This window comes from Vogesella aquatica (genome assembly GCF_028548455.1).
In the GTDB taxonomy this organism is placed as follows: Bacteria; Pseudomonadota; Gammaproteobacteria; order Burkholderiales; family Chromobacteriaceae; genus Vogesella; species Vogesella aquatica.
Genome location: NZ_JAQQLF010000012.1, coordinates 14,894 through 27,396, shown reverse-complemented (window position 1 = coordinate 27,396; position 12,503 = coordinate 14,894). Strand labels below are relative to the sequence as shown.

The window sequence follows — 12,503 nt, the reverse complement described above, 5'->3', positions numbered from 1 at the left end:
TTTACTATGCTGATGCTGCCGTTTTTCAAGCTGATGGCCGACAAAAAGGCCAGCGATCTGTTTTTCTCCTGCGGTACGCCACCTCAAATCAAGATAGACGGGCAAACCGTGCCCGTGAATGACAAGGCATTGAGCGCAGAAAACGTCAAGCGCCTGGCCTACAGCCTGATGGGCGAGGACGACATCACCCGCTTCGAAGCCGAGCTGGAAATGAACTTTGGCCGCCAGATAGATGGCCTGGGCAATTACCGCGTCAACATCTTCCGCCAGCGCGGGCACGTGGCCATGGTGATACGCTACATCACCCCCACGGTCCCCAGCCTGGACACCCTGAACCTGCCCGACTCGCTACAAGATCTGATCCGCCAGCGCCGCGGCCTGATCTTTATCGTGGGCTCCACCGGCTCCGGCAAAAGCTCCACCGTGGCCGCCATGCTGGAATACCGCAACCAGAGCCAGGCCGGGCATATCCTCACCGTAGAAGACCCGGTGGAATTCATCTTCGAACACAAGCGCTCCATCATCAACCAGCGTGAAATCGGGGTGGATACGCACAGTTATGAAAACGCACTGAAAAACGCCATGCGCGAGGCGCCGGACGTGCTGATGATCGGCGAGATACGCGATGCAGAAACGCTGACCTACGCCATCAACTACGCCCAGTCCGGCCACCTGTGCATCTCTACACTGCACGGCAATAACAGCTACCACACGCTGAACCGCATCATCAGCTTCTTCCCGCTGGAGAACCGCACCGCCCTGCTGATGGACCTGGCTGCCACACTGAAGGCGGTAGTATCGCAACGGCTGGTGCAAACCGTAGACGGCAAGCGCCGTCCGGCGATGGAAATCATGTTCAACACCGCCCACGTGTCGGAGCTGATCCGCAACGGCGACATCGACAAGATCAAGGAAGCCATCGAAAGCAGCATGAGCGAGGGCTCGCAAACCTTCGAGCAATCGCTGTTCCGCCTGTACAAGGACGGCATGATTACGCTGGACGAGGCACTGCAGAATGCCGACTCGCCCACCAACCTGTTCTGGCTGGTCAACCACGACAGCGCCAGCGGCCAGAGCAAGCAAGACACCACCACCTTTACCGGCTTTACACTGAACCACTGACCCCACCCATGATTACCCTCTACGGCATTCCCAACTGCGATACCGTCAAGAAAGCCCGCACCTGGCTCACACAACAGGGGCTGGATTTCACCTTCCACGACTTCAAGAAACAGGGCATAGACGAAGCCACGCTGCGCAGCTGGATTACCAGCATTGGCCTGAACAAGCTGATCAACCGCGCCGGCACTACCTGGCGCGCACTGGATGACGCCGAAAAAGCCCTGGCGGCCCACCCTGACAGCGCCATTGCATTACTGCAGGCCAAGCCCTCGCTGATCAAGCGCCCGGTACTGGATAACGCCGGCCAGCTGAGGGTAGGCTTCAAGGACACAGATTACACAGCGGAGTTCAAGCGATGAGCAGCACACTGGAACTGACACGGGCACTGATTCGCCAGGATTCCATCACGCCACGCGACGAAGGCTGCCAGGACATGATGATCACCCGGCTGGAAGACCTGGGCTTCACCATCGAACGCATGCCGTTTGGCGACGTGAGCAACTTCTGGGCGCATCGCGGCCATGGCGCGCCGGTGCTGTGCTTTGCCGGCCATACCGACGTGGTGCCCACCGGCCCGCTGGACAAATGGGACAGCCACCCGTTTGAGCCCACCATTCGCCACGGCCACCTATTCGGCCGCGGCGCCGCCGACATGAAAGCCTCGCTGGCCGCCTTCATCACCGCCAGCGAACGCTTCATTGCGGCCAACCCCGAGCATGCCGGCACCCTCGCCTTCCTGATTACCTCGGACGAAGAAGGCGTAGCCGCCGACGGCACGGTGCGTGTGGTAGACGCGCTGGCAGCACGCGGCCAACAGCTGGATTACTGCATTGTGGGCGAGCCCACCTCGTCGCAAGTATTTGGCGACACTATCAAGAACGGCCGCCGCGGCTCGCTGTCCGGCCACCTGATCGTGCACGGCATCCAGGGCCATATCGCCTACCCGCACCTGGCCAAGAACCCCATCCACCTGGTGGCACCGGCGCTGGCCGAGTTGGCCGCAGAGGTATGGGACCACGGCAACGACTACTTCCCGCCTACCAGCTGGCAAGTGTCCAATATCCATGCCGGCACCGGCGCCACCAACGTGATTCCGGGCAGCTGCGAGATCAAGTTCAACTTCCGCTTCTCTACCGAAAACACGGCAGAATCGCTGAAAGACCGCCTGCACGCCATTCTGGACAAACACCAGCTGGCTTACGAGCTGCACTGGGCGCTGTCGGGCAACCCGTTCATCACCGCCCCCGGCGCGCTCACCGACGCCATCAGCCAGGCCATCGTGGACACCTGCGGCGTCACCCCGGAGCTGAACACCACCGGCGGCACCTCGGACGGCCGCTTTATCAAGCGTATCGCGCGCGAGCTGGTGGAGTTCGGCCCGATCAACGCCAGCATCCACAAGCTGAACGAATGCGTGTGCGTGGACGATATCGAGCCGCTGGCCTGCGTCTACGAAAAAACGCTGCACACCCTGCTGCGCTAAGCCACACCGGGCAAAACGCAAAAGCCAGCCCCGCGAGGCTGGCTTTTTTACTGCCTGAACACCGGCCTGCGGACTAGCTCACGCTACGCCGCTCGTACATGGCCTGGGCCAGCGTGCCCGGGTCCACGTTTTCCAGTTCGCCGCCCACCGGCATGCCACGCGCGATGCGGCTGACGCGCAGGCCGTGCGCCTGCAGCATCTCGCTGATCAGGTGCGCGGTGACCTCGCCCTCGGCAGTAAAGTTGGTGGCAATAATCACCTCCTGCACCACGCCGTCCACAGCGCGGGCAATCAGCTTTTCCAGGTCGATATCCTTGGGGCCGATGCCATCCATGGGCGACAAGCGCCCCATCAGCACAAAATACAGGCCGTCGTAGCAGCGCGTCTGCTCCAGCATCAGCAGGTCGGCCGGCATTTCCACCACGCACAGCAGGTCCTGGCGGCGCTCGGCGTCGGCGCACACATTGCACAGCGGGCTTTCGCTAAAGGTATGGCAACGCTGGCAATGGCGCAGATTCAGCAGCGCGTGGTCCAGCGCCCGCGCCAGCTTGTCGGCACCGCCACGGTCTTTTTGCAGCAAGTGGAAAGCCATGCGCTGCGCGGATTTGGGGCCGACGCCGGGCAGCACTTTCAGCGCCGCGATCAGCTGGTCGAGCGAGGGCGGGTTCTTCATGGGCGCTCCAGTAAAAAAGGTTGGCCGCAAGCAGCAGCCTGCGGCCAACCTTTCAGGTCATCAAGCGATCAGAACGGCAGCTTCATGCCGGCCGGCAGGTTCATGCCAGCGGTAAAGCCGGACATGCGCTCGGACGAGGTGGCTTCGGCCTTGCGGCTGGCGTCGTTGAACGCGGCAGCGATCAGGTCTTCCAGCATGTCTTTATCTTCCTTGGCATCGGCCAGCAAGTCGTCGCTGATGATGACACGGCGGGTAACGTGCGCGCAGCTTATCACCACTTTTACCAGGCCGTTACCCGCCTGGCCTTCTACGTCGATCTGCGCCAGTTCTTCCTGGGCCTTCTTCATGTTTTCCTGCATTTGCTGCGCCTGCTTCATCAGGCCTGCGATACCGGCTTTACCAAACATTGTTTCTACTCCTGTACGGGTTGTACTGTCTCGGCGAGCAGCATGGCGCCCATTTCCTGCACCAGCTGCTGTACCACCGGGTCGTTTTCCATGTGTTGACGCGCACCGGCCAGCTGCTCACGCTTGAAGCGTGCATCGCGCATGGCGGGGGTCTCCATATCGAGGGTCTCTATCGACACCCTCAGTTCAATGCTCTGGCCGAGATACTCGCCCAGAACGCTTTTCAGCTTGTCCTGATAATCGCGCGTGGCCATATTGCGGAAGCCTTCCGGCACCGCCAGCTCGAACACCTTGCCATCCCATTGTTTCAGCGCGGCGTTTTGCGCCAGCATGCGCGCGGCACCCAGCTTGTTGCCCAGGCGGCCGATCAGGCTGGCCCAGTCGCCGTCGAACACCGGTGCTTCGCTTGCCAGCTCACCCGGGTCTTCGTCCATCATCATGGCGTAGGCCGGCAGCTCGTCGTCGCTATCAGCAGCGGTATCCAGCACCTCGGGCTCGGCATCGTCATCGGCCTCCTCCGGCGCTTCTTCTACGCGGGCAGACACAGGCTGGCGGGCGGGCGACGCAGCGGGGGCAACAGCTGCCACGGCGGCAGGCTGCTCGTCCCATGGCGCAGGCTCACGCGGTGCGGCCTGCGGTACAGGGGCTGGCGCAGCGGGCCGCGCGGGCTCGGGTTCCGGCTCGGGCGCGGCCGGTTTTTCAGCGGCCGCCGGGCTACGCTCGGCAGGCTTGCCGCCTAGCTGCGCCAAGGCAGCACGCGCTGGCGACACGCCGGCAGGCAAGGCTGCGCTACTGGCGCCAGGGTTGGCCGCAGGCACCGGCGGGCGGGCGGATGGCAGCGGACGCGCCGCACTCTCACCACCGCTTACCGGGTGAAAGGCCAGCATGCGCAGCATGCTCATGCTGAAGCCGGCGTGCTCGTCCGGCGCCAGCGCCAGGTCACGGCGGCCGTGCAGGGCAATCTGGTAGTACAGCTGTACGTCTTCTGCTGCCAGGCGCTGCGCCAGGGCAAAGATAGCGTCGCGCTCGGGCTCGTCGCTGGCAATGGCGGCCGGCACGGTTTGCGCCAGCGCCAGCTGGTGCAGCAGGCTGGCCAGCTCGGCCAGCGCGCTGTCAAAACCGATGCCGCGTGCGGCCAACGCTTCTACCTCGGCTACCAGGCGGGCGCCGTCGGCGTCGGCCAGGGCGTCCAGCAGGGCAAACAGGTAGCGCTTGTCTACCGCGCCCAGCATGGCGCGCACGCCGTCTTCCTTGACCTCGCCCAGGCCGTAGGCAATGGCCTGGTCCAGCAGCGACTGCGCGTCGCGCATGGAGCCGGCGGCGGCGCGGCCCAGCAAGGCCAGCGCAGGGCTTTCGTAGGCAATGCCTTCCACGTCCAGCATATGTGCCAGATGGCCGGCTACCTGCTGCGGTGTCATATTGCGCAGGCTGAACTGCAGGCAGCGGCTCAATACCGTTACCGGCACTTTTTGCGGGTCGGTGGTGGCCAGGATGAACTTGACGTGCGCCGGCGGCTCTTCCAGCGTCTTGAGCATGGCGTTGAAGGCACTTTTGGACAGCATGTGCACTTCATCGATGATGTAGACCTTGTAGCGCCCCATGGTGGGGGTGTACTGGGCGTTTTCCAGCACTTCGCGGATATTGTCGATACCGGTATTGGAGGCGGCGTCGATCTCCAGCAGGTCGACAAAACGGCCGGCGTCGATCTGGGTGCACGCCTGGCACACGCCGCACGGCTCGGCGGTGGTGCCGGTTTCGCAGTTCAGGCTCTTGGCCAGAATACGGGCGATGGTGGTTTTGCCCACACCACGGGTACCTGTCAGCAGGTAGGCGTGGTGCAGGCGGGATTCTTTCAGCGCATTGGACAGGGCGCGTACCACGTGCTCCTGGCCAACCAGGTCGGCAAAGCGCTTGGGGCGCCACTTGCGGGCGAGAACTTGATAGGTCATGGCGCGGAATTCTAAAGGGATTCGCCAGGGATGGCGACTATTTCAGCGCAGCGGCCTGCTACCCGGCACATCACCAGCCATACGGGTAGCAAGCTGGGTTTTGCACTATTGCCCCGCAGGCACCGCCATGCGCGCCTGCACGAATCGGGCGCGCATTTCCTGCGCCAGCTCGTGCGTCACCATGGCGTACAGCGTGCTCTTGTTGTAGCGCGTAATGGTGTAAAAATTATTGAGCCCCAGCCAGTAGCGCATTTCGCCCGGCGCCACTTCCAGCGGCACCAGCACCGCCAGCGCGTCGTCACGCAGCGGGGCTTGCGGCAGCACCCCGCGTGCTTTCAGCTCGGCCACGGTGTAGTGCAGGTTGAATTTGTCTGCTACCAGCTCGTCCGGCACCGTACCCGGCGCCAGCTCGGCCGGAATCACCACGTCGTCACCGCCCAGCCAGCCGTGCTCGCGGAAGTAGTTGGCCACGCTGCCGATGGCGTCCACCGGGTTGCTCCAGATGTCTTTGTGGCCGTCGCCGTCAAAATCCACCGCCCACTTGCGGTGGCTGGACGGCATGAACTGCGGCAGGCCCATGGCACCGGCGTAGCTGCCCTTCAGGGTAAGGGCGTTCACGTTTTCACTGCGCGCCAGGCGAAAGAACTCGGACAACTCGGCGCGGAAGAAATCGGCACGGCGCGGGTAGTCAAACGCCAGCGTGGACAGCGCATCGGCCAGACGGAAGCCACCGGTATTGCGGCCGTAGCGTGTCTCGATACCGATAATCGCCACGATGATTTCCGGTGGCACTTTATAGGTGTCTGCTGCCTTTTGCAGGGTGGCTTCGTGCTGCTGCCAGAACGCCACCCCCTCCTGCATCAGCTTGTCGTTATAAAAACTGGGGCGGAACTGATACCACGGCCGCGCGGTGGAAGGCTTATCCATGATGGCGATAATGTTCGGCTTGAGCTCCACATTGGCAAACACGCTTTCCAGCTCGGCGCGCGACAGCTCGCCGCTGGCAACCTGCTCGTCGATATAGCGCTGCACGTCCGGGCGCATCAGCAAAGCCACGTCAGCATGGGCAACGCTGGCCGCCAGCAGGCTGGCAGCGGCCAGCAGGTTTTTCAGCAAACTCATGGTGTTGGTGTCATCCAGGGTTGGCCGCAACAGTCAGGCTGCGGCGCAGAGGTCAATCGTTGAAATTCAGCGCGCTGGATACCAGGCGCGCGGTGATGTCCACAATCGGGATCACCCGCTCGTAGGCCATGCGCGTGGGGCCCACTACGCCCAGCGCACCCACTACCTGGCCGTTTAGCCGGTACGGGGCAATCACCACGCTGCAATCGTCCAGCGTCACCACGCCGGACTCGTCGCCAATGAAAAGGTTCACGCCGGGGGCGCGGCGGCTTTGCTCCAGCAGCTGCAACAGCTCGGTCTTGCGCTGGAAAGTATCAAACAGCTCGCGCAGGCGGTTCAGGTCGCCGGAAAAGTCGCTCACGTTCAGCAGCTTGCCCTGCCCGCTAATCACCAGGTCGTCGCCGCCGTGCAGCGCTTGCTGGCCAAACTGGATAGCCAGCTGCATCAGCTCGGAAATATCCCCGCGCAAACGCTGCAGCTCCTCCCCTACCCGGCTGGCCACACCACCCAGCGCCTGCCCGGCATAGTGCTGGTTCAGGAAGTTGGCCGCTTCGATCAGCTCGCTACCGCTGTAATCGCGTGCGGTATTGAACAGGTGGTTCTGCACGTCGCCTTCCAGCGTGACCAGGATCAGCAATACCCGGCGCTCGGACAGGCGCAAAAACTCCACCTGCCGAAACGCGGCGTCAGCGCGCTGCGGTGTCATCACCACACCGGCAAACTGCGTCAGCTCGGCCAGCAGCTGCGATGCCGCCTTCACCACGCGCTTGGGGCTATCCGGCTGCAATGTATGGCGCAGCTCGGCCACGGCAGGCTCGGCCAGCTGCTGCACGGTCAACAGGCGGTCGACAAACAGCCGGTAGCCACGCGGCGTGGGGACGCGCCCGGCCGAGGTGTGCGGCGAGGCAATCAAGCCCAGCCCTTCCAGGTCGGCCAGCATATTGCGGATGGACGCCGACGACAGCTCCAGCCCGGATACCGTCGCCAGGGTTTTGGACGCCACAGGCTGGCCATCGGCGATGTAGCGCTCTACCAGCACCTTGAGCAAATGTTGTGTGCGATCGTTCAGCATGCTGCCATTCTGTCACAGCTTGCCTGCCAGCCAAAGGCTTTGCCGCATCAAGGCGCAACACGGTGCCCGGCGACTTGGTAGCCCCGCCTTTTGTGCGATAATCCGCTGATTACACTTATGGTCACCACCTCTTTGTGGTGCGTTTGCATCGCTGCCTGTGTTTTTATTTGGCAGGCAGGATGAAAACGTACATAATCAAACCCATCACGAATTTGAACTCAACGATTTCCGATTGGAGCAAGCATGGCAGAGCGTTCCGAAGACAAAAGCAAGGCACTGAGCGCAGCGCTGGCGCAGATTGAAAAGCAGTTCGGCAAAGGCTCGATCATGCGCATGAGCGACAACCAGATCACCGAGAACCTGCAAGTCATCAGCACCGGCTCGCTGGGCCTGGATCTGGCACTGGGCGTGGGTGGCCTGCCACGTGGCCGCGTGGTGGAAATCTACGGCCCGGAATCGTCCGGTAAAACCACGCTGTGCCTGCAAGTGGTGGCTGAAGCACAAAAACTGGGCGGCACCTGCGCCTACATCGACGCCGAAAACGCGCTGGACCCGCAGTACGCACAAAAACTGGGCGTATCGGTAGAAGACCTGCTGATCTCGCAGCCGGATACCGGCGAGCAGGCACTGGAAATCTGCGACATGCTGGTACGCTCCGGCGGCGTGGACGTGATCGTGGTGGACTCGGTTGCCGCGCTGGTGCCCAAAGCCGAAATCGAAGGCGAGATGGGCGATAGCCACGTGGGCCTGCAAGCCCGCCTGATGAGCCAGGCACTGCGCAAACTCACCGGCAACATCAAGCGCACCAACACCCTCGTGGTATTCATCAACCAGATCCGCATGAAGATCGGCGTGATGTTCGGCAGCCCCGAGACCACCACTGGCGGTAACGCGCTGAAATTCTACGCCTCGGTGCGCATGGATATCCGCCGCATTGGCGGCATCAAGAAGGGCGATGAAATCATCGGCAATGAAACCCGCGTGAAAGTGGTGAAGAACAAGGTATCGCCACCATTCAAGCAAGCCGGTTTTGACATTCTGTACGGTGAAGGTATCAGCCGCGAAGGCGAAATCATCGAGCTGGGCGTCGAGCACGGCTTTATCGACAAATCCGGTGCCTGGTACGCCTACAACGGCCAGAAAATCGGCCAGGGCAAAGACAACACCCGCGAGTGGCTGAAATCCAACCCGGCCATTGCCCAGGAAATCGAGCGCAAGATCCGCGAAGCCGTGGGCATCAAGGTAGAAATCACCGAAGGCAAGCCGGACGCTGACGAAGAGCTGCTGGACGACACCTTCGACGCCTGATGGAAAAACCGGGCAAAAGCCTGAAGGCAAGAGCCGTCGACCTTCTGTCCCGCCGCGAATACACGCGGCTGGAGCTGAGGCGGCGGCTTTCGCCTTTTGCAGAGAGCGCTGAAGAAGTCGACGCCCTGCTGGACGAGCTGGCCGCCAGCCGCTGGCAAAGCGACGCCCGCTTTGCCGAACAGTTCGCCGACAGCCGCAGCCGCAAGTACGGCAGCCGCCGCGTGGCCATGGAAATGCGCGAACGCGGCGTAGACAGCGACACCATCAAGCAGACCCTGTCCGGCCACAACGACCTGGCCGCCGCGCGCAGCCAGTGGCTGCGCAAATTCGGCCAGCCCGCCAGCGACGCCGCCGGGCGCGCCAAACAGATGCGCTTCCTGGCCAGCCGCGGCTTTGGCATGGACATCATCCGGCAAGTCATCAAAGGCAGTGACGAATGGCCGGACGATGACAGCGACAGCTAGCGCACCACCGCCACCGCCACCAGTATCCGCCGCGGCCAACCCCAGTCCGGCCAGACCGCTGCACACCAGGGCCGAAAATATGCCCCGGCGCGCACAAGGTTGGCCGCAAGGCTTGCCAGCACGGTGCGCAGTTGCCACAATCGACCGATATTCACGCGTCGCGTGTCGCCGTTTTCAGAATCCGACCCAATACGACCCATAAATCATGAAAACCTCCGCCATTCGCCAGAAGTTTCTGGACTTTTTTGCTTCCAAAAATCACCAGGTTGTTTCCTCCAGCAGCCTGATTCCGGGCAACGACCCTACCCTGATGTTTACCGTGGCCGGCATGGTGCAGTTCAAGGACCTGTTCCTGGGCTTTGAAAAACGCGACTACACCCGCGCCACCACCAGCCAGAAATGCCTGCGCGCCGGCGGCAAGCACAACGATCTGGAAAACGTGGGCTACACCGCCCGCCACCACACCTTCTTCGAGATGCTGGGCAACTTCAGCTTTGGCGACTACTTCAAGCACGACGCCATCACCTTTGCCTGGGAATTCCTTACCGGCGAACAGTGGCTGAACCTGCCGAAAGACAAGCTGATGGTAACCGTGTACGCCAGCGATGACGAAGCGTACGACATCTGGCACAAAGTCGTCGGCGTGCCGGCCGACAAGATTGTGCGCATTGGCGACAACAAGGGTGCACCGTACGCATCCGACAACTTCTGGACCATGGGCGATACCGGCCCGTGCGGCCCGTGTACCGAGATCTTCTACGACCACGGCCCAAGCGTGGCCGGCGGCCCTCCGGGCAGCCCGGACGAAGACGGCGACCGCTACATGGAAATCTGGAATAACGTGTTCATGCAGTTCAACCGCGACGAAACCGGCACCCTGCACCCGCTGCCGAAACCGTCGGTGGACACCGGTATGGGCCTGGAGCGCCTGTCCACTGTGCTACAAGGCGTGAAATCGAACTACGAAACCGACGCCCTGGCCTGCCTGGTACGCGCTGCTGCGCGTGAAACCGGCGTAGCCTACAGCCAGGACGTGCCATCGCTGAAAGTGATCGCCGACCACATCCGCGCCTGCTCCTTCATGATCGCCGACGGCATCCTGCCGTCCGCCGACGGCCGCGGCTACGTGCTGCGCCGCATCGCCCGCCGCGCCATCCGCCACGGCTACAAGCTGGGCCAGAAAGGCCTGTTCTTCCACAAGATCGTAGCCGACCTGGTGGCAGAGATGGGCGATGCCTACCCCGAGCTGCGCCAACAACAAGCCCAGATCGAGGACGCACTGCGCGCCGAAGAGATCAAGTTTGCCGAAACGCTGGATACCGGCATGGCGCTGGTTGACGCTGCACTGGCCGGCGGCAAGACCGCCATGGACGGCGACACCATCTTCAAGCTGTACGACACCTACGGCTTCCCGGTGGACCTGACCGCCGACATCTGCCGCGAACGCAATATTGACGTAGACATGGCAGGCTTCGAGCGCGCCATGGAAGCGCAGCGCACCCGCGCCCGCGCCGCGTCTGCCTTCAAGGTAGCCGGCAGCCTGAGCTACGAAGGCAGCGACACCACCTTCCATGGCTACACACAAAACAGCACCGATGCCCGCATCGTAGCGCTGTACAAGGGCACCGAGCAGGTAGACAGCCTGGCAGCCGGTGACGAAGGCGTGGTGGTGCTGGACCACACCGCCTTCTACGCCGAGGGCGGTGGCCAGGTCGGTGACGTGGGCGAAATCTCGCTGACCGGCGGCGTGGACGCGCTGTTCGACGTGGCCGACACCCAGAAAGTGAAAGCCGCCGTCTTCGGCCACACCGGCCGACTGGCCCGTGGCGCGCTGAAAGTAGGCGACACCGTACAGGCCACCATCGACCTGCACCAGCGCCTGGCCACCACCCGCAACCACTCGGCCACCCACCTGCTGCACGCTGCACTGCGCAAGGTACTGGGCAGCCACGTGGCGCAAAAAGGCTCGCTGGTGAACCCGGAGCGTACCCGCTTCGACTTCGCCCACGGCCAGCCGGTTACTGCGGAAGAAATCGCCGAAATCGAACGCCTGGTGAACCACGTGATTGCGGCCAACTACGAAGTCAAAGCCCAGCTGATGAGCTTCGACGACGCCGTGCGCGCTGGCGCCATGGCGCTGTTTGGCGAGAAATACGGCGACGAAGTACGCGTACTGAGCATGGGTGATTTCTCTGCCGAACTGTGCGGCGGTACCCACGTACAGCGCACCGGCGACATCGGCTTCTTCAAGATCGTGGCGGAAGGCGGCGTAGCCGCTGGCGTACGCCGTATCGAAGCGGTAACTGGCGAAGGCGCGGTAGCCCACGTACAGGCACAGGACGCCCTGCTGAAGGCCGCTGCGGCCAACCTGAAGGCCCAGAGCAGCGACGAAGTGCTGAACAAGATTGGCAGCCTGCAAGCCGACCTGAAAGCGCTGGAAAAAGAGCTGGCTGCCATCAAGGGCAAACTGGCCGCCAGCGCGGGCGACAGCCTGGCCGAGCAAGCCAGCGAAGTCAACGGCGTGAAGCTGCTGGCCGCCGAGCTGGAAGGCGCCGATAACGCCACCCTGCGCGACACGCTGGACAAGCTGAAAGACAAGCTGGGTTCCGCCGTGATCGTGCTGGGCAGCAAGGCCGAAGGCAAGGTAGCGCTGATCGCCGGCGTGACCAAAGACCTGACCGGCCGCTTCAAGGCCGGCGAGCTGGTGAACCACGTAGCACAGCAGGTAGGCGGCAAAGGTGGTGGCCGCCCGGACATGGCCCAGGCCGGTGGTACCCAGCCGGACAACCTGGCTGCCGCGCTGGCCAGCGCCAAAGACTGGGTAGCGGCCAAGTAAGTACCAGCCGCCCCAAAAAAACACCCCCGTGCGCGCAACGCCCGGGGGTGTTTTTCATTATCCATCG

General features: G+C 62.7%; 11 protein-coding genes. 6 read left to right on the top strand and 5 right to left on the bottom strand.

Annotated features, from left to right (window positions below; all coding sequences use genetic code 11):
• Positions 1 to 6 precede the first annotated feature (6 nt).
• Genes PQU95_RS10730 through dapE form a run of 3 tightly spaced genes read left to right on the top strand, consistent with a single transcriptional unit; the run spans position 7 to position 2,605 of the window.
• Positions 7 to 1,122, top strand: coding sequence for a PilT/PilU family type 4a pilus ATPase (locus tag PQU95_RS10730; protein ID WP_272751995.1), 1,116 nt, complete (start codon positions 7 to 9; stop codon positions 1,120 to 1,122).
• A gap of 8 nt (positions 1,123 to 1,130) precedes the next feature.
• Complete coding sequence (locus PQU95_RS10725) at positions 1,131 to 1,481, top strand: ArsC family reductase (protein ID WP_272751994.1); 351 nt, start codon at positions 1,131 to 1,133, stop codon at positions 1,479 to 1,481.
• Positions 1,478 to 2,605, top strand: a complete 1,128-nt coding sequence (gene dapE / locus PQU95_RS10720) for a succinyl-diaminopimelate desuccinylase (protein ID WP_272751993.1) — start codon at positions 1,478 to 1,480, stop codon at positions 2,603 to 2,605. Before PQU95_RS10725 ends, dapE begins: the two co-directional genes overlap by 4 nt.
• A gap of 73 nt (positions 2,606 to 2,678) precedes the next feature.
• On the opposite strand, the gene recR is transcribed toward dapE, so the two are convergent.
• The 5 genes from recR to hrcA all read right to left on the bottom strand — a co-directional run bounded on the left by recR (position 2,679) and on the right by hrcA (position 7,828).
• Entirely contained in the window at positions 2,679 to 3,278 is a 600-nt protein-coding gene (gene recR, locus PQU95_RS10715; RefSeq protein ID WP_227302999.1) for a recombination mediator RecR, read from the bottom strand.
• A gap of 68 nt (positions 3,279 to 3,346) precedes the next feature.
• Complete coding sequence (locus tag PQU95_RS10710; protein ID WP_272751992.1) at positions 3,347 to 3,685, bottom strand: YbaB/EbfC family nucleoid-associated protein; 339 nt, start codon at positions 3,683 to 3,685, stop codon at positions 3,347 to 3,349.
• A gap of 5 nt (positions 3,686 to 3,690) precedes the next feature.
• Entirely contained in the window at positions 3,691 to 5,634 is a 1,944-nt protein-coding gene (gene dnaX, locus PQU95_RS10705) for a DNA polymerase III subunit gamma/tau (protein WP_272751991.1), read from the bottom strand.
• Positions 5,635 to 5,739: 105 nt separating this feature from the next.
• Positions 5,740 to 6,756, bottom strand: coding sequence for a lytic murein transglycosylase B (gene mltB, locus PQU95_RS10700; RefSeq protein ID WP_272751990.1), 1,017 nt, complete (start codon positions 6,754 to 6,756; stop codon positions 5,740 to 5,742).
• A 52-nt stretch (positions 6,757 to 6,808) separates the two neighbouring features.
• Entirely contained in the window at positions 6,809 to 7,828 is a 1,020-nt protein-coding gene (gene hrcA / locus PQU95_RS10695; protein ID WP_272751989.1) for a heat-inducible transcriptional repressor HrcA, read from the bottom strand.
• A gap of 243 nt (positions 7,829 to 8,071) precedes the next feature.
• Here hrcA and recA point away from each other — a divergent pair, with 243 nt between their 5' ends.
• The 3 genes from recA to alaS all read left to right on the top strand — a co-directional run bounded on the left by recA (position 8,072) and on the right by alaS (position 12,436).
• Positions 8,072 to 9,136, top strand: coding sequence for a recombinase RecA (recA, locus tag PQU95_RS10690; protein WP_272751988.1), 1,065 nt, complete (start codon positions 8,072 to 8,074; stop codon positions 9,134 to 9,136).
• Positions 9,136 to 9,600, top strand: coding sequence for a recombination regulator RecX (gene recX / locus PQU95_RS10685; protein ID WP_272751987.1), 465 nt, complete (start codon positions 9,136 to 9,138; stop codon positions 9,598 to 9,600). The genes recA and recX overlap by 1 nt, the downstream gene beginning before the upstream one ends.
• Positions 9,601 to 9,805: 205 nt before the next feature.
• Positions 9,806 to 12,436 (top strand): alanine--tRNA ligase, encoded by a 2,631-nt coding sequence (alaS, locus tag PQU95_RS10680; RefSeq protein ID WP_272751986.1) that lies wholly within the window; start codon positions 9,806 to 9,808, stop codon positions 12,434 to 12,436.
• Positions 12,437 to 12,503: the final 67 nt, after the last annotated feature.

What these genes read in the sequence shown, in the direction of transcription:
- dapE (WP_272751993.1), top strand. Translation starts at nt 1,478, where the DNA reads ATGAGCAGCACACTGGAACTGACACGGGCACTGATTCGCCAGGATTCC.
- recR (WP_227302999.1), bottom strand. Translation starts at nt 3,278, where the DNA reads ATGAAGAACCCGCCCTCGCTCGACCAGCTGATCGCGGCGCTGAAAGTG.
- PQU95_RS10710 (WP_272751992.1), bottom strand. Translation starts at nt 3,685, where the DNA reads ATGTTTGGTAAAGCCGGTATCGCAGGCCTGATGAAGCAGGCGCAGCAA.
- hrcA (WP_272751989.1), bottom strand. Translation starts at nt 7,828, where the DNA reads ATGCTGAACGATCGCACACAACATTTGCTCAAGGTGCTGGTAGAGCGC.
- mltB (WP_272751990.1), bottom strand. Translation starts at nt 6,756, where the DNA reads ATGAGTTTGCTGAAAAACCTGCTGGCCGCTGCCAGCCTGCTGGCGGCC.
- dnaX (WP_272751991.1), bottom strand. Translation starts at nt 5,634, where the DNA reads ATGACCTATCAAGTTCTCGCCCGCAAGTGGCGCCCCAAGCGCTTTGCC.
- PQU95_RS10725 (WP_272751994.1), top strand. Translation starts at nt 1,131, where the DNA reads ATGATTACCCTCTACGGCATTCCCAACTGCGATACCGTCAAGAAAGCC.
- alaS (WP_272751986.1), top strand. Translation starts at nt 9,806, where the DNA reads ATGAAAACCTCCGCCATTCGCCAGAAGTTTCTGGACTTTTTTGCTTCC.
- PQU95_RS10730 (WP_272751995.1), top strand. Translation starts at nt 7, where the DNA reads ATGCTGATGCTGCCGTTTTTCAAGCTGATGGCCGACAAAAAGGCCAGC.
- recA (WP_272751988.1), top strand. Translation starts at nt 8,072, where the DNA reads ATGGCAGAGCGTTCCGAAGACAAAAGCAAGGCACTGAGCGCAGCGCTG.
- recX (WP_272751987.1), top strand. Translation starts at nt 9,136, where the DNA reads ATGGAAAAACCGGGCAAAAGCCTGAAGGCAAGAGCCGTCGACCTTCTG.